The sequence below is a fragment of the Clostridium sp. UBA871 genome, assembly GCF_002295255.1.
In the GTDB taxonomy this organism is placed as follows: domain Bacteria; phylum Bacillota; class Clostridia; order Clostridiales; family Clostridiaceae; genus Clostridium_J; species Clostridium_J sulfidigenes.
Map to the genome: position 1 here is coordinate 205744 of NZ_DBFV01000004.1, position 14821 is coordinate 220564.

Sequence of the window (14821 nt, forward strand, 5' to 3'; positions counted from 1 at the left end):
GGAAGAAAAAGGCCTTATTAATGAATAATTACTGATAATATTTGTTGTATAGATTAAATAAAATTGTAACAAAAATCATAAATAACTAGGCAAAATAAATATAAATGTCTATTGTAAGAAATTGTTCACCATACAAAAGGGGGATATCCAATGAAAGGGGTATATACAGAAAAAATAAGAGATATAAACCATATAAACATGTTGAAGAGTGTTCTTGATGTAATTAATGTAACACCTTCACATAAAATTAATATTGAACGTTTTCACGATAACGGAGAAGGTGTAGACAGGGCATATAATGTCTATAAAATAATGTCAGATGATAAGACATATATTTTGAAAAAGTCAGATAAATATGAGGTAGAAGTTTATGAAAAATTTCTTGAGAATAAAAATTTACCTGTGCCAAAACTTGAGGGGTGGGCTTATATTAACAACGTGAAGTGGATATTAATTGAACATATTGCTGGAAGGGATTTACGAATGTTTGATGAAGACATGGCCTATGGATGTGCTGACAGTCTTTCTCGTATTTTTAATATGTACTGGCAGGAAAATGACTTTAAAGATAATGAGTTGGACAACCGATTTGAAAGATATTGGACAAGAATAAATAAAAGGTCAAAATGTCTTATAAATGAGCAGAAACTATCTTCTGCATATGGTGTTTTTTTAGATAGACAGTTAGTATGTCCACGCACCTTATGTAATGGGGATTTCTTGCAGTGTAATGCAATAGAAAGCAATGAAGGTATTGTTTTAATAGACTGGGCCTTTGCAGGTATTATGCCTTATTCTTTGGATATTGCGCGTTTAATATCCCACGGATCAGAGAAGTTTTTTCCTTTTCCATTTTATATGACAGATGAATATAGAGAGATTTTCCTAAAAAGCATATATGATAAATTGGTATATAAACCTGATTACAAACAGTTTCTTTGGGATGTGACACTTTCACGGCTAAATGAATGTATTGAATTTATTGAAAGAGAATTAAATGATGAATCTCTTGAAAGAGATGAAGGTTTCACTTATTATTATAAAAATGCAGAGGCTTTAGCTGATATCATTTTAAATGGCAAAGACCAATTTGAGAAAGAAGAATGAAATCATTGGAATTAGATGTTCAAGCCATTGACCATCCTTCCAATTAATAAATCATCTATTTCTATAGGTAGTTTAGGTTTCGAAAGTAGATACTTTCAATGATGAATAAAGATATAATCAAATATTATTATTTTTAATACCGTATTATGGTAAAGGTGTAGAATATTACACTGAAACTTTGCTAATAATAAATTTAATAAAAATATATTATTAGGAGGAAGTAGAATGTTTGAACATAAAAAGCAATTGTTGCATGAAGTTAAAGTAGAGAGACCAAATCCTCAGTATGCAGTACTAATGCAAGAACAACTAGGAGGAGGAAATGGTGAGTTAAAAGCAGCTATGCAGTATATTTCTCAGAGCTTTAGAATAAAAGATCCTGAAATAAAGGACTTATTCTTAGATATAGGAGCTGAGGAACTTAGCCATATGGAAATGGTTGCACAGACTATAAATCTTTTGAATGGTCATGATGTTAATAATACTGAAGTATGTAATGGAGAAATTCAAACACATGTACAATGTGGTTTATCACCTGTACTTATTAACTCATCAGGTGCTCCATGGACAGCAGATTATGTAACTGTTACGGGAGACTTAGTTGCAGATTTACTATCTAATATAGCATCTGAACAAAGAGCAAAGGTTGTTTATGAATATCTCTATAGACAGATAGAGGATAAAGAAGTAAGAGCAACAATAGATTTTTTACTTAATAGAGAAGAAGCTCATAACGCATTATTTAGAGAGGCTTTAAATAAAGTTCAAAAGAGCGGTTCAAATAAGGATTTTGGAGTTACTGAAGATTCTAAGTTATATTTTGATTTATCAACTCCAGGCCCTTCCCATGAAGCTCCAAACCCAACACCACCTTCCTTTGAAAACCCTAGAAGATAATATTATTTTAAATACCGTCTTATTCAGAAGTGAATTATGCGGTATTTTTTATTTTGTGACTTAAATAATATGAAAAATTAATCATACGCTACTTAGAGCACCTCTTTATAGAAGTGATTTTTTCAAATATTAAAATACAATATATAGTATTTATGCTACAATAAGTATATAAAACTGTAAATGTAAGTGAATAATTATAATTTGTGGTGAACTAAAAGATTATTTGAATTAACGGAGGTATAACAATGAGATTTGGAGCAATTGGATTATATGTCAATAACATGGAAACCATGGTTAAATTTTATAAAGATGTAATGGGATTAAATATAAATTGGGATGGCAGTGGATTTACAGCTATTGAAATGGAAGGACAAATTCATCATTTTATTTTATGCACAAGAGAAGGTTTTGAAGAATCTATACCTGAGGTATACCATTGGAATAAAGGCATAAATGGCAATATGGAGCTTTGTTTTGATGTTCCTAACTATTCTGATGTAGATATAGAATTTCAACGTGTTATAAATGCAGGAGCAAAGCCAGTTTATAAACCTACTACTGAATCTTATGGTATGCGAATTTGTTATGTTGCAGATCCAGAAGGAAACCTTATTGAAATATGTTCAGGTAATGACGATACCTACCATGTAGAGTAATGATAATTTGAAGTGATGTTAGTGTGTAATTTGTAGAGAAGATTATTTATATTTTGTGAGGTGAAAAGTAATGAGGAGTCTTGAATATACAGAGATGAGGGCTAAAATAATTGATCGATTGAAAGAACAAAAAAATGTTGTATTAGCAACCTGCGAAAATGGAAAAGTTACTGCTAGAACTGTTTACTGCACATCAAATGAATTGAAAATATATTTTATGACTTCGAAAGCTTATGCGAAATATAAACAAATTATTAAAAATCCTTTAGTGGCAATGTGTTTTAATAATGTACAAATACAAGGAAGAGCAGTCATATTAGGACATCCATTAAGTGATGAAAATAAAGAAATTTTAGAGAGATGTGAGCATCTTGATAAGGAATTTATGTATTGGGCTAAATATAAAAATATGGTACTCATTGAAGTGGATATTACTGAAGTTGAGTGTTGGAATAATAATGGGCGTGAATATATAGATGTACTAAATAAAAAGAGTTATAGAATTGGATAATATTAGATTTTTAAGAAAGATGGTGAGTGAATTGGATATTAAGTTAGCGAGTCCAGAAGAAATCAAAATAGTAACCAATATTTCAAAGAGAGCTTTCGATACAGACGTAATGGTAGGTGCCGATGAGGTAGGAGGGCCACCCAATTATGATTCTGAAAAATGGCATAAAAAAATGATGTTAAGTCATAATTTATACACTATAAAGCAGGAGGATTATCTCATTGGCGGAGCCGTTTTATTTCAGGATAAAAGAAATAAGGAGATTATGTATGTGGGAAGAATATTCATAGATCCAAAAGAGTATAAAAAAGGTTTCGGATTAGAATCAATGAAATATATTGAAAAGATGTTTCCAAAGATTACAACATGGCGCTTAGAAACTCCGGTTTGGAATATAAGAACAAATTCATTTTATAAAAAGCTTGGATATTTGGAAATGTACAGAGATAAGGAATCTGTTTATTATCAAAAAGAGATATGAGTATAATGAGAAGTTCATCAAATTCCAATTTGTAGGGTGGATATAACATATTTTTTATTCAGTTATGTCGTACCGTTCTTAAATGGACAAACTAATATACAATTAAACAATTTATTTACAGTACCGTATTATTCAAATTGAATTTATATCAAGCTATGATGAAGATGAATATACTACTTATACTGAAGGTGTGTTTTATATTACATTTTATTGTAATTATGCTTCAATAAGTATATGTGACTATGTTTGCAAATGAAAAATTGTAAGATATTATGAACCTATCAAGGTAATAAATATACATACTTATCTATAGGAGACAATGATGATTATATAAGTTTCAATTATTTGAATTTATAAAAAGGGGGATATACTTATGCTTGAAAAAGTACCAACAGAAGAGGAATTGAATCAATTAATGGAAGAAGATGTATTTAAAACTTGGTGTGCTATCAATAACTTCATTAAGGATAATTACGATACGGATATGCTATGGGATAATGGTGGGAAAACAGGTGTTTTTGAATTAAAATATCGTAAGAGTGGAAAAACATTTTGTGCGTTGTATCCAAGAGAAAAAGGTATGATAGTTTTAATTATATTGGGAAAGAATGAACGAGAAAAGTTTGAAACTTCAAGGAAAGACTTCTCTGAATATATTAATAATTTCTATGATAATACTCGCCAGTATCATGATGGGAAATGGTTATATTTAGATGTAATAAATAACACAGTAATTGCAGATATAGAAAGATTATTATTTATAAAGAAAAAACCAAATAGAAAGAGAGCGTAACTATCATGAATATAACAAGATGTGGATATTGTTGCGACTTATGCAAAGCATTTGAACCAAATATAAAAGAAAATGATCAGCGAAAAGAACTTTCAAAAGCATGGAAGGATTATTATGGCCTTGATATTTTAGCAGAAGATATACATTGTGATGGATGTAGATGTGAAAAAGAAAATCGAAAACTTATTGATACCAATTGTCCTGTAAGAAAATGCGTTATAGAAGAAAATTTAAATCATTGTGGAGAATGTAACAAATATCCCTGTTCCACTTTTAATCAAAGGCAAGGACTTTCAGCAAATGAAGCAAAAGAAAAATTAGGAGAAAACTATGATGCTTCTAAATATAATGAGTATTTACTTGCTTATGATAATAAATCAAGAATTGACGAGTATAAGAAAAATAAATTTTAATAAATAATTTGAAGAGGTGAAAAATGGGAAAACATTTTAAGTCATTTTCAGCGATATTTCCAATTATTTTACAAGCGAAGGATGATACTATACAAATTTTATTGCATCGTAGAAAAAATACTGGTTATCAAGACGGGAAGTGGGATATAGCAGCAAGTGGACATGTGGATGAAGGTGAAACGGCTAAAATGGCTGTTGTAAGAGAGTGTGCAGAAGAGTTAGGGATTGATGTGAAAATTAAAGATTTATCTTTTGTTCATCTATCTCATCGTGTTAGCAATACTGGAGGAAGAACTTATTATGATATTTATTTTGTCGTTAATAAGTATCATGGTATACCTAAAGTCATAGAACCAGATAAGTGCTCAGAATTGAGATGGTTTAAAATAGATGATCTTCCAAATGAAATTATTGATATTAGAAAAATAGCTCTTGATAATTATAAAAATGATATTCAATATAGTGAAGTAATTGAAATGTAAAGCTGTGAAAAATATAAATAGCTCACTAAAAATAAAATCGAATAATTTATGAAAATGCCGTACGATTCAAACTGAATATACGGTATTTTTTATTTCGCAATTCAAGGATAAAGTGAAACAGTATTGAGATTTGTTCTTTGAAAATTGAATAGTAAGGTTTTTGAAAAATATGTTATAATTACATTATAATAGCATGAAATTACGAATCATATGAAAGGAGTGTTTTATATGGAAAAAATTGATCAACATAAGAAAATATGTGGAGAATTAAATGAAATATATACCGCAAAGAATAAAGATTATGGAGATAGTTTTACAAAAGGATTTCAAGAGTATGGTTTGACTATGCCTGCAATAAGATTGGAAGATAAATTACGAAGATATAAGCAATTAATTAAGCAGGGCGCCGAGGTAAAAGATGAGAGCATTATTGATACGCTATCATGACTATCATTGAAATAGAAAATAAAGATGGAGAGTAATAATGAACAATAGTAGAATAATACGAAAGTTTAAGAATAATTAAGGAGGTAACTATGGATTGTATATTTTGTAAAATTGTAAAAGGTGACTTACCATGTAACTTAGTATATGAGAATGATTTAATTATGTGTTTTTTAACTATAGAGCCAATAAATGAAGGTCATGTACTTATAATTCCTAAAAGCCACTATTTAGATACTGATGAAATTCCAACTGAGGTAGTAACTTCTATGATGGTATTATCTAAAAGAATTGTTAAGGTAATTAAAGAAAAGTATTCTCCTGATGGCTATAGTGTAATGCAAAATGGTGGAGAATTTAATGATATTGGACATTACCATATGCATGTTTTTCCAAGATATAAGGGAGACGGATTTGGGTGGACATTTAGTGATAAAAAACATAATTTTTCACAAGAGATTGCCAAAGATTTAAAAATAATGCTTGATAAAGAAATTTAAAACAAAAGTAGACAAGTTTAATATATAATCAACATAAAGAAAGCGTATTGCAAAAAAATTCTGCAACACGCTTTTAAATTAGGAGGATTATTTGTGAATAAGAAAAAAATCATTTTGGAAATAGTTATTTTCATTTTCTTTGCTACAATTGTATGGATTGACATACAATATATTATTCCTACAAATAACTTAATGTCAAAAACCAAATATGATTACACCTATAAACAAGTACGTGCATTTGACTATACCTATAGACAAGAAAATGAAATAGATTCAGATTTACTAGATAATTTAACATAGCATCTCTTTATAGGGGTGCTTTTTATATACATACATTTTATTGTAATTATGCTATAATAATCATATTAAACCATGTTTGTAAATAGAAATTTGTAAGAAAAGTGCGAACTTAAAATTATAAATATTTTTAGAATATGCTGTAATTAAAGTTTGTAGTTACTGAACCAATGTAAATAAAGAGGTTGAATTTACAGAAGGTTATAAATTGATGCTCAATAATAGATTAAGGTGGAATAAAGATTATTAAAAAAAGCATAGATAAATAGGAATTTGTAGGGGGACTTATGATGGAATTTTGGGATGGATATTTTAGAGATGGAACACGTGCCAATATAGACTTAATTCGTGGAGATGTATTGCCAGATGGTTTATATCATCTGGTATGCGAAGTTCTTGTTCAGCATAAGGATGGCGATTATTTGCTTATGAAGCGTGACTTATCTAAACGTAATTATGGTGGATATTACGAAGCTACAGCAGGAGGTTCTGCACTTAAAGGTGAGGATAAGATGGCGTGTATAAAAAGAGAATTGCTTGAAGAAACAGGGATTGTTTCAGAAAATTTTGAAGAGGTTGACCATTTTGTTTTCGATGATGATAAGTGTATTTTCTATACTTTCTTGTGCGTTACGGATTGTGATAAAACATCTATAACACTTCAAAAGGGGGAAACTATGTCGTATAAATGGTTAAATGATATAGATTTCATTTCTTTTGTAAACTCTGGAGAAATGATAGAAACACAGAAGAAACGCTATTTAAACTATTTCAATCAAAAAGGATATTTACAACAATAAATTCCAAATTTATCGTTGAGGTAATTCGAAATATTCTCAAATAGTATAAACGTAATTTTAGGAGGTTTTATTGTGAGTAATAATTTGACAGTAACAGCAGATCTTATAAATGACAAGGTGAAATTTTCAGGGGTATCACGTTATAATAAGGAGATAATTATTGATTCCGTGGAAGGCGATGGGTATACTCCACTTGAGCTATTTCTTATGAGTCTGGCAACCTGTAGTGGGATGACCTTAGCTTTATTGCTTAGGAAGATGAACAAAACTGTATCTGAATTAAAAGTAATTGCTTCAGGTGAAAGAAGAGAAACCTATCCTACATATTTTAAAAGTATACATTTAATATTTGAAATTGCATCAAAGGACGTACAGACTGATGAGATTGAGAGGACTATAAAACTGATGGAAGAGTCGTTATGCCCTGTTTGGAACATGGTAAAAGGTAATGTTGACATAAGCTATGAGTATAAGATAATATGCCACTAAAAAAGATAATTGAACATAATTTGGATTTGATAAAAACCACAGACTATATAATAGATATGGGACCAGATGCAGGAGAAAATGGTGGTCAGATAGTAACAGTGGGAACCCCTGAGGATATTGTAATGTGTGATGAATCCTATACAGGAAAATATCTGAGAAAATATATGACAAGAGTTCTTTTTTGAAAATTGAATAATGCGGTATTTAAAAATATCTTGTAATAATATTAATTTTTAAGGAGTGAAAAATGAGCAATTATAGAATTATAAAAATACAGGAATACCCTGAATTGAAAAACTACGCGGCAAATTGGTTTCATGAAAAGTGGAATATTCCCCTTGAAGCATATATTGAAAGCATAGATGAATGTATGAAAAATAAAACTCCTGTTCCACAATGGTATATAGTAATAATAGGAGATAAAATTGTAGGTGGACTTGGTGTAATAGAAAATGATTTTCATAACAGAAAAGATTTAACTCCTAATGTATGTGCTGTTTATGTGGAAGATGATTATCGCTGTCAAGGAATTGCTGGTAAAATGCTGAACTATGTATGTGATGATATGAGAGAAAAAAATATTGATACACTTTATCTTGTTACAGACCACACGTCTTTTTATGAGCGTCATGGTTGGGAGTTTCTGTGTATGGTCCAAGCCGAGGGTGAAAAAAATCTGACAAGAATGTATATCAATAGAACAACATAAATTTAGAAAAGCAATAGAAAGGGTGAACTTCATGAGTGTATTCTACTCTTACTTTTAATATTTTAAAAAATGAAGGAGAATAGAATGATTAAAAAATTTGATATAAGTAAATTAGATGATGTAATGGCAATCTGGCTTGAAACTAACATTAATGCTCACAGTTTTATACCGGAAGAATACTGGATTAAAAATTATGATATGGTGAAACAAATGTTGCCATCTGCTGATATTTATGTTTATGAAGAAAATAATATTATAAAGGGTTTTATAGGAATTGTAGAACAAAATTATATAGCAGGAATTTTTGTGAAAAAAGAATATCAAAAAGAAGGTGTAGGACAGAAACTGATAGATCATTGTAAATCTAGGTATCCATATCTCCTATTAGATGTCTTTAGAGAAAACAAAAGAGCAATAAACTTCTATGATAAAAACAATTTTATAGTTGTAGATGAACGTGTTCATGAGGACACAAAAGAGATAGAGTATACTATGTCTTTTGGTGAAAAATAGTTTAATATATAATCAACATAAGAAAGCGTATTGCAAAAAAAATTCTGCAACACGCTTTTAAATTAGGAGGATTATTTGTGAATAAGAAAAAAATCATTTGGGGAATAGTTATTTTAATTTTCTTTGCTACAATTGTATGGATTGACATACCATATATTTTTCCTAAAAATAACTTAATGTCAAAAACCAACTATGACTACACCTATAAACAAGTACGTGCGTATGACTATACCTATATACTAGAAAATGAAATAGATTCAGATTTGCTAGATAATTTTACTTGTATAGATAATACTAAAGATGGCGAAGTAGATAAGTTAGTCAGTATAATTGATGAGTTGTCTTATAAAAAAGCTAGGAGGCCTAAGGATTGGTCTAAGTATAGTCTTGAATTTGTAGCAAGCTATGATGAAGATGAATATACTACTTATACTGAAGGTGTATTTTATATTACATTTTATGATGATAACGTAATTGGTTTTCAAGAACAAGATCAATATAAGGAAAAATATTATAAAATCCTAGATAAGGATTTTGATATTAGGAAAGTTATGGAAGAGTTAAAATAATTATTTAATATAAAAAATAGTAAAAGATAATATTTAGAGCACCTCTATGTAGGGGTGCTTTTTTACATACATACATTTTATTGTAATTATGCTACAATAAGTATATGCAACTATGTTTGCAAATGAAAAATTGTAAAATATTACATACTAAATAATTTATGTATTCTCTTTTAGGGGGTGGACTTGTGACTGATAACAATAGGCTTTATTGGCTTGGAAATGAAGATATGTCTCTCAATAAACATACAATTAGAATATGTGGAGAAATAACTCTTGGGTACTATGGAGGTAATTCTGATAGTGGTGCATATAAAAATGAGGATGGTGCATTGATGCTTTGTAGCAGTGACAATGCTTGGCGATTTGCCCTGCTACTTGATGCACATGCAACAAGCGAAAGTGCTAACTTAGTTCTTGAAACAATAAAAAAAGAACAATATCATTTAGAGCAAATTTTAGATATGCCAATTCAGAATGTTTTTACACAATTGCATAAATTCTTTTTTAATATATTTAACAGTAAAGAATTTAAAGAAAAGTGTAAGTATATAAAAGGCGAGACTGCATGCCTAATAGTAGCTCAAAAAGAACAATATCTTTGGTGGATGTCTATAGGAGATAATCTTGTATATTTATTTCATCCAGAACTTATAGAATTAAATCAATTCGCACTTAACCAAAGACAATTCTATGAGTGGGTTGGAAAAGTAAATACTTTTGACTTAGATATTCCTTGCTATACAACAGGAACGAGATTATTAAGAGAAGGTCAGAACTACATATATTTACTTACTGACGGAGTATTAGAATGTGGAAATAGAACATTTGAAAATGGCAAACAATTATGTGAAATGCTAACATTTGATAGTAGTATATCCCAAAATATATCAAGAGTTTTTAATGAGGTGCATAAACAAAAAGGTAGAGATAGTGCTACGATAATTGGTTGGTCTTATTTTAATAATCATGATGCACCAAAACCTACTGGCTAATCCCCCCTTATAGTTAAATATTTTAAATACAAATCTCATATCAAAAATTAGCATAGGCTTTATTTCGCAATGTGATAAAAATGCGAAGGAGGATATGTGAATGTTTGAATATATTAAAGCAAGTAATATAGGTAAAGATGGTATTGAATATATAGGTGCAACAGTTAATCCTTATTGGCTTGATGATTATGGTTTAGGGAATGGAAAGCTAATAGTATTGACTAATAATCATATTAACAATACTTATGAAATTGAGGAATTTAGACATGTACAAGGATGTCCACAATTCGTTAACTCAATTAAAAAAGGGAAAGATGAAATAAAAACAGTTGGCGAATTTAAAATGTGGCTTATTAATAATGGGTATTCAGATGAAGATTTTATAAAAGGAATAAAATAAGTTTATCCAGATACTTATGAAAAGTATTATAAATTTTAATTCGCAATTCAAGGAAATAGCGAAATAACCAATTGGTGGTACCACACTACATTCTTATATAATTATCTTTGAAAATTGAATAGTACGGTATTTGCAAAATATGTTATAATTACATCCTAATAGTATTAAATTAAGCGTTAACTATTATATTAAAAAATATAATATAAAAAAGTAACCCAAAAGTACAAATGGAGTATTTACACTTAGTTGTAAAGCTGATAATTACCCAAATTACAGTAAACTATTTGAGAACTATTATTTTTAATAATAAGGAGAATAAAATGGGGACTAAAGTATTATTATCAGGTGAACCTAGAATCGGAAAAACTACAATATTAAAAAAGATTATTCAAATGATAGGAGAATGCAATTGTATAGGTTTTTATACTGAGGAAGTAAAAAATGATTTTGATAGAATTGGATTTGATTGCGTAAGTTTAGATGGTAAACGGCAAAGAATAGCGGATGTTGATATGCCAAGTGATGTTAGAATAGGCAGATATGGTATCAATATAAAAGTATTTGAGGATTTTGCATTACAAACTATTAGCAATTATTCTAATAGAAATAAAATAATCATTATTGATGAAATAGGTCCTATTCAATTATTATCAACAAAATTCAAACAGCAAATATGTAATATTCTAAGTGGTACTAATTGTGTTATAGGAACAATTTTTAATGAGAAACATCCTGATATAGATGAGATAAAAAAACTTCCTGGAATTAAAATTTATTCAATAAATAATGAAAATAGGAATACTATTTTAGAAGACATATTTCATGAAATACAAGGATTAATTTAGCTTAATAGAGTTTTCTAATAGTATAAAATATATTATTAGAAAAGCAATAGAAAGGGTGAACTTCATGAGTGTATTCTACTCTTACTTTTAATATTTTAAAAATGAAGGAGAATAGAATGATTAAATTGGGAATAGTTATTTAATATAAAGAATAGTAAAAGGTAATATTTAGAGCATCTCTATGTAGGGGTGCTTTTATTAAAATTACTTTAAAATATGAATTTATGAAATAGATCTAATATGGATGATAGAGTAAAAGTATTAAGTGATGGGAATGTGAATATAGATTTTGTAAGTCATGATATTAACTGGAAACAGAATCAATGTCACTGGAATGTTGAAGATAAAGAAATAAACATAAATGTGAGGTGAAAGGAATGCCAACTGTGATATTTGAATCAGGTTTAGGCGATGATAATGGAGTTTGGAAGTTAGTTCAGCAAGAAATTTCAAAAACTACAATAACATTTTCTTATGATAGAGCACAGCTGAGAAATAGTGCTACAGGTGATTTATCAAGAACAAGTTTAGAGCAAGTTCACGAGTTACATACCCTAAAGAATTAGCTGGTATTATATTTATTGACTGTTCACATGAAAATCAATTTGAAGATAGGGTAAACCGTTCTTCTGCTGAAGAAATAGAAATGGTGAGAAAACAATTGATTGGAGAAGAGCAAACTTTTGATAAATTATTAATGAGTGCTAAGCAAGTAAAAGAAATAAGAAAAAAGGATGCTTTAAGGAATATTCCAATAATTGTACTTACTGCTGACCATAAAGGTGAAGAGTCTGCTGCCATTTCGGAAGAAACCTGGTTAAGCTATCAAAATGACCTAGTAACATTATCGGATTATAGTAAACACATCATGGTTAAAGAATGTGGTCATTATATACAGAAGGATAAGCCTCAGATAGTAATTGATGCTATAAATGAAATAGTTGATAGGATGCTTTAAATACATACATTTTATTGTAATTCTGCTGCAATAAGTATATGAAACCATGTTTGTGAATGAAAAATTATAGGATAGAACGAAGTAAATATTATTTATATTTGTAGATATAAAAGGAGTAAGAGAATGGAAAGAAAAATACGTAATTCTGCAAAGGCATTGATTATTAAAGATGGGAAAATGTTAGCATCAAAAATCAATGATAACGGTGATATTTTTTATATAATGCCTGGAGGTGGTCAAGAATCTGAAGAAACTTTGGAAGAGGCTGTTAGAAGAGAAGTTAAAGAAGAGTTTGGATTGATTGTTGAACCAAAAACTCTTGAATTTGTAATTGAAGGAGTAACAGGGGAATCATTTCATAGAGTTGATTTAGTATTTTTGTGCGAGTATATCAAAGAAATACCTGATGCTCAAATTACTGGTGATTATAATCAAATTGGATTTGATTGGTTACCTATTGAAAATCTTATGAATGAGCCACTATATCCTTCAAAATTAAGAAAACAGATAATGAATTTATATAATGATGAAGAAACGGTAGTATATCTTGGAAATGAGAGTATGGAATAAATATTTGCTAATCCATATTGGACCTAATGATGCTGGTAAGAGTACTACGTTAAAATGTTTAATTGGAATACTGCAACCGACATTAGAAGTGTAGAAATTGAAGTGCCTAATTGTGAGATAGAAAGTGTTATTTATAGTAGTAACTTTTATAAATATAAACATACATTATATAGAATTTATGCTATAATAAGTATATAATATTGAAACTATAAAATATAAGTGAAACATCTTTAAACTACCTTATAAAATTAGGAGGATTATTTGTGAATAAGAAAAAAATCATTTGGGGAATAGTTATTTAATATAAAAAATAGTAAAAGGTAATATTTAGAGCATCTCTATGTAGGGGTGCTTTTTTATATACATACATTTTATTGTAATTATGCTACAATAAGTATATAAAACTATGTTTGCAAATGGAAAATTATAAAATATTGTGAAATGGATACTTATTTCTTATGAGGTGGTGGTTGCATGAACGAAGGTGACATTAGAGATATTACAGACATTAAAATTAAAAAACCTAATGAAAATGCTTTTATGAAAAGCAATTACAATCATTTTCTCACAGGAGGTAATTACAATGAAAGAAATATTATTATGTGACAATGGCGAATATTTAAGAGTTGCTGATTTATGTGAAAAATTTAATGTTAATGTAAATATTGATGCATTTAGTGACTCTGAATATTTTAATACTTATCCAAATGAAATAGAAAAACAATTAGAAAGGTATAAAAATATAAAAGTCTGCTCAATACATGGTTCTTTTACCGATTTATGTTTTGGAAGTAAAGATAGTCTTATAAGAGAGGCTACAAAAAACAGATTTGAATATTCATATGAAATATCTCGTAAATTAGGTTGTAAAAACATAGTTCTTCATCATGGTTATGTACCTGGAACAAGTTATCCCCCTAATTGGGTTAAAAGAAGTAAAATATTTTGGGATGACTTTTTAAGAAATAAAGATGATGAAACAGTTTTTTATATAGAAAATTTGCTTGAGCATACTCCTGATTTGATTTCTGAAGTAGTATCAACAGTAAATGATAGTCGTTTGAATATATGTCTTGATATAGGTCATGCTCATTGCAATTCAAAAACATCTGTTTTAGATTGGGTTAAAAAACTTAATAAACAAATAGGATTTGTTCATTTACACAACAATTATGGACAAGAAGATGAGCACTTAGGGTTTAAAAAAGGTACAATTGATTTTTTAGAAATTTGTAACGCTTTAGAGGAATATGCTCCAAACTCAATTTGGGGAATAGAAACAAATATAAATGATATGGAAAGTTCAATAATTTGGCTTATAGAAAATAATTTCTTAAAAGCATAAGTTTAAATATGATTCACTTTGAACTTAATACACAATATTCTTTAAGGATG

Annotated in this window: 26 protein-coding genes; all 26 read left to right on the plus strand. The window is 28.9% G+C overall.

Translation table 11 applies throughout. From position 1 onward, the window contains the following. Window positions 1–150 precede the first annotated feature (150 nt). The 26 genes from B3086_RS06885 (at window position 151) to B3086_RS07010 (ending at window position 14771) form a co-directional block, all read left to right on the plus strand. The gene (locus B3086_RS06885; protein WP_346893058.1) at window positions 151–1107 is read left to right on the plus strand and encodes a phosphotransferase; all 957 of its coding nucleotides are present in this window, start codon (window positions 151–153) and stop codon (window positions 1105–1107) included. 225 nt (window positions 1108–1332) lie between these two features. Next, on the plus strand, window positions 1333–2004 hold the full coding sequence (locus B3086_RS06890; RefSeq protein ID WP_346846838.1) for a manganese catalase family protein: 672 nt from the start codon (window positions 1333–1335) through the stop codon (window positions 2002–2004). 245 nt (window positions 2005–2249) lie between these two features. Further along, window positions 2250–2660 (plus strand): VOC family protein, encoded by a 411-nt coding sequence (locus tag B3086_RS06895; RefSeq protein ID WP_346893060.1) that lies wholly within the window; start codon window positions 2250–2252, stop codon window positions 2658–2660. A gap of 70 nt (window positions 2661–2730) precedes the next feature. Further along, window positions 2731–3171, plus strand: coding sequence for a pyridoxamine 5'-phosphate oxidase family protein (locus B3086_RS06900; protein ID WP_346893062.1), 441 nt, complete (start codon window positions 2731–2733; stop codon window positions 3169–3171). Then, on the plus strand, window positions 3164–3652 hold the full coding sequence (locus tag B3086_RS06905; RefSeq protein WP_346880346.1) for a GNAT family N-acetyltransferase: 489 nt from the start codon (window positions 3164–3166) through the stop codon (window positions 3650–3652). Before B3086_RS06900 ends, B3086_RS06905 begins: the two co-directional genes overlap by 8 nt. A gap of 373 nt (window positions 3653–4025) precedes the next feature. After that, the gene (locus B3086_RS06910; protein ID WP_346880345.1) at window positions 4026–4445 is read left to right on the plus strand and encodes a DUF3788 domain-containing protein; all 420 of its coding nucleotides are present in this window, start codon (window positions 4026–4028) and stop codon (window positions 4443–4445) included. 5 nt (window positions 4446–4450) lie between these two features. After that, entirely contained in the window at window positions 4451–4858 is a 408-nt protein-coding gene (locus tag B3086_RS06915) for a DUF3795 domain-containing protein (protein WP_346893064.1), read from the plus strand. A 23-nt stretch (window positions 4859–4881) separates the two neighbouring features. Continuing rightward, entirely contained in the window at window positions 4882–5340 is a 459-nt protein-coding gene (locus B3086_RS06920; RefSeq protein ID WP_346878863.1) for an NUDIX hydrolase, read from the plus strand. 228 nt (window positions 5341–5568) lie between these two features. Then, window positions 5569–5787 (plus strand): nucleotide modification associated domain-containing protein, encoded by a 219-nt coding sequence (locus B3086_RS06925; RefSeq protein ID WP_346893066.1) that lies wholly within the window; start codon window positions 5569–5571, stop codon window positions 5785–5787. An 89-nt stretch (window positions 5788–5876) separates the two neighbouring features. Beyond that, window positions 5877–6284 carry an HIT family protein gene (locus tag B3086_RS06930; RefSeq protein WP_346880342.1) on the plus strand — a complete coding sequence of 136 codons (408 nt, stop codon included), beginning with the start codon at window positions 5877–5879 and terminating at the stop codon, window positions 6282–6284. Between the two features lie 93 nt (window positions 6285–6377). After that, window positions 6378–6584, plus strand: coding sequence for a hypothetical protein (locus B3086_RS06935; protein ID WP_346893068.1), 207 nt, complete (start codon window positions 6378–6380; stop codon window positions 6582–6584). A 284-nt stretch (window positions 6585–6868) separates the two neighbouring features. Then, entirely contained in the window at window positions 6869–7381 is a 513-nt protein-coding gene (locus B3086_RS06940) for an NUDIX hydrolase (protein ID WP_346880340.1), read from the plus strand. A 72-nt stretch (window positions 7382–7453) separates the two neighbouring features. Continuing rightward, a complete protein-coding gene (locus B3086_RS06945) occupies window positions 7454–7870 on the plus strand; it encodes an OsmC family protein (RefSeq protein WP_346880339.1) in 417 nt (138 codons plus the stop codon). Further along, window positions 7861–8055 (plus strand): hypothetical protein, encoded by a 195-nt coding sequence (locus B3086_RS06950; protein ID WP_346880338.1) that lies wholly within the window; start codon window positions 7861–7863, stop codon window positions 8053–8055. Before B3086_RS06945 ends, B3086_RS06950 begins: the two co-directional genes overlap by 10 nt. A gap of 62 nt (window positions 8056–8117) precedes the next feature. Next, window positions 8118–8579, plus strand: a complete 462-nt coding sequence (locus B3086_RS06955; RefSeq protein WP_346893070.1) for a GNAT family N-acetyltransferase — start codon at window positions 8118–8120, stop codon at window positions 8577–8579. A gap of 84 nt (window positions 8580–8663) precedes the next feature. Then, window positions 8664–9092 (plus strand): N-acetyltransferase, encoded by a 429-nt coding sequence (locus tag B3086_RS06960; protein WP_346893072.1) that lies wholly within the window; start codon window positions 8664–8666, stop codon window positions 9090–9092. 77 nt (window positions 9093–9169) lie between these two features. Then, window positions 9170–9661, plus strand: a complete 492-nt coding sequence (locus tag B3086_RS06965; RefSeq protein WP_346893074.1) for a hypothetical protein — start codon at window positions 9170–9172, stop codon at window positions 9659–9661. Window positions 9662–9846: 185 nt separating this feature from the next. Next, complete coding sequence (locus B3086_RS06970; protein ID WP_346893076.1) at window positions 9847–10653, plus strand: PP2C family serine/threonine-protein phosphatase; 807 nt, start codon at window positions 9847–9849, stop codon at window positions 10651–10653. Between the two features lie 100 nt (window positions 10654–10753). Next, window positions 10754–11053, plus strand: a complete 300-nt coding sequence (locus tag B3086_RS06975) for a hypothetical protein (protein ID WP_346893078.1) — start codon at window positions 10754–10756, stop codon at window positions 11051–11053. Between the two features lie 320 nt (window positions 11054–11373). Next, on the plus strand, window positions 11374–11898 hold the full coding sequence (locus B3086_RS06980; RefSeq protein WP_346893080.1) for an NTPase: 525 nt from the start codon (window positions 11374–11376) through the stop codon (window positions 11896–11898). Window positions 11899–12138: 240 nt separating this feature from the next. Further along, window positions 12139–12270 (plus strand): hypothetical protein, encoded by a 132-nt coding sequence (locus B3086_RS06985; RefSeq protein ID WP_346893082.1) that lies wholly within the window; start codon window positions 12139–12141, stop codon window positions 12268–12270. A gap of 5 nt (window positions 12271–12275) precedes the next feature. Next, window positions 12276–12464, plus strand: coding sequence for a hypothetical protein (locus tag B3086_RS06990; protein ID WP_346893084.1), 189 nt, complete (start codon window positions 12276–12278; stop codon window positions 12462–12464). A gap of 80 nt (window positions 12465–12544) precedes the next feature. Beyond that, window positions 12545–12856 carry a hypothetical protein gene (locus tag B3086_RS06995; protein WP_346893086.1) on the plus strand — a complete coding sequence of 104 codons (312 nt, stop codon included), beginning with the start codon at window positions 12545–12547 and terminating at the stop codon, window positions 12854–12856. A gap of 123 nt (window positions 12857–12979) precedes the next feature. After that, window positions 12980–13426: an NUDIX domain-containing protein gene (locus tag B3086_RS07000; protein WP_346846858.1), complete on the plus strand. Its 447-nt coding sequence runs from the start codon at window positions 12980–12982 to the stop codon at window positions 13424–13426. A gap of 474 nt (window positions 13427–13900) precedes the next feature. Next, window positions 13901–14032 carry a hypothetical protein gene (locus B3086_RS07005; RefSeq protein WP_346893088.1) on the plus strand — a complete coding sequence of 44 codons (132 nt, stop codon included), beginning with the start codon at window positions 13901–13903 and terminating at the stop codon, window positions 14030–14032. After that, window positions 14010–14771, plus strand: a complete 762-nt coding sequence (locus tag B3086_RS07010) for a sugar phosphate isomerase/epimerase family protein (RefSeq protein ID WP_346893090.1) — start codon at window positions 14010–14012, stop codon at window positions 14769–14771. The genes B3086_RS07005 and B3086_RS07010 overlap by 23 nt, the downstream gene beginning before the upstream one ends. Window positions 14772–14821: the final 50 nt, after the last annotated feature.

What these genes read in the sequence shown, in the direction of transcription:
- B3086_RS07000 (WP_346846858.1), top strand. Translation starts at nt 12,980, where the DNA reads ATGGAAAGAAAAATACGTAATTCTGCAAAGGCATTGATTATTAAAGAT.
- B3086_RS07010 (WP_346893090.1), top strand. Translation starts at nt 14,010, where the DNA reads ATGAAAGAAATATTATTATGTGACAATGGCGAATATTTAAGAGTTGCT.
- B3086_RS06895 (WP_346893060.1), top strand. Translation starts at nt 2,250, where the DNA reads ATGAGATTTGGAGCAATTGGATTATATGTCAATAACATGGAAACCATG.
- B3086_RS06915 (WP_346893064.1), top strand. Translation starts at nt 4,451, where the DNA reads ATGAATATAACAAGATGTGGATATTGTTGCGACTTATGCAAAGCATTT.
- B3086_RS06975 (WP_346893078.1), top strand. Translation starts at nt 10,754, where the DNA reads ATGTTTGAATATATTAAAGCAAGTAATATAGGTAAAGATGGTATTGAA.
- B3086_RS06920 (WP_346878863.1), top strand. Translation starts at nt 4,882, where the DNA reads ATGGGAAAACATTTTAAGTCATTTTCAGCGATATTTCCAATTATTTTA.
- B3086_RS06885 (WP_346893058.1), top strand. Translation starts at nt 151, where the DNA reads ATGAAAGGGGTATATACAGAAAAAATAAGAGATATAAACCATATAAAC.
- B3086_RS06980 (WP_346893080.1), top strand. Translation starts at nt 11,374, where the DNA reads ATGGGGACTAAAGTATTATTATCAGGTGAACCTAGAATCGGAAAAACT.
- B3086_RS06955 (WP_346893070.1), top strand. Translation starts at nt 8,118, where the DNA reads ATGAGCAATTATAGAATTATAAAAATACAGGAATACCCTGAATTGAAA.
- B3086_RS06910 (WP_346880345.1), top strand. Translation starts at nt 4,026, where the DNA reads ATGCTTGAAAAAGTACCAACAGAAGAGGAATTGAATCAATTAATGGAA.
- B3086_RS06900 (WP_346893062.1), top strand. Translation starts at nt 2,731, where the DNA reads ATGAGGAGTCTTGAATATACAGAGATGAGGGCTAAAATAATTGATCGA.
- B3086_RS06995 (WP_346893086.1), top strand. Translation starts at nt 12,545, where the DNA reads ATGGTGAGAAAACAATTGATTGGAGAAGAGCAAACTTTTGATAAATTA.
- B3086_RS06985 (WP_346893082.1), top strand. Translation starts at nt 12,139, where the DNA reads ATGGATGATAGAGTAAAAGTATTAAGTGATGGGAATGTGAATATAGAT.
- B3086_RS06990 (WP_346893084.1), top strand. Translation starts at nt 12,276, where the DNA reads ATGCCAACTGTGATATTTGAATCAGGTTTAGGCGATGATAATGGAGTT.
- B3086_RS06890 (WP_346846838.1), top strand. Translation starts at nt 1,333, where the DNA reads ATGTTTGAACATAAAAAGCAATTGTTGCATGAAGTTAAAGTAGAGAGA.
- B3086_RS06930 (WP_346880342.1), top strand. Translation starts at nt 5,877, where the DNA reads ATGGATTGTATATTTTGTAAAATTGTAAAAGGTGACTTACCATGTAAC.
- B3086_RS06940 (WP_346880340.1), top strand. Translation starts at nt 6,869, where the DNA reads ATGATGGAATTTTGGGATGGATATTTTAGAGATGGAACACGTGCCAAT.
- B3086_RS07005 (WP_346893088.1), top strand. Translation starts at nt 13,901, where the DNA reads ATGAACGAAGGTGACATTAGAGATATTACAGACATTAAAATTAAAAAA.
- B3086_RS06925 (WP_346893066.1), top strand. Translation starts at nt 5,569, where the DNA reads ATGGAAAAAATTGATCAACATAAGAAAATATGTGGAGAATTAAATGAA.
- B3086_RS06960 (WP_346893072.1), top strand. Translation starts at nt 8,664, where the DNA reads ATGATTAAAAAATTTGATATAAGTAAATTAGATGATGTAATGGCAATC.
- B3086_RS06950 (WP_346880338.1), top strand. Translation starts at nt 7,861, where the DNA reads ATGCCACTAAAAAAGATAATTGAACATAATTTGGATTTGATAAAAACC.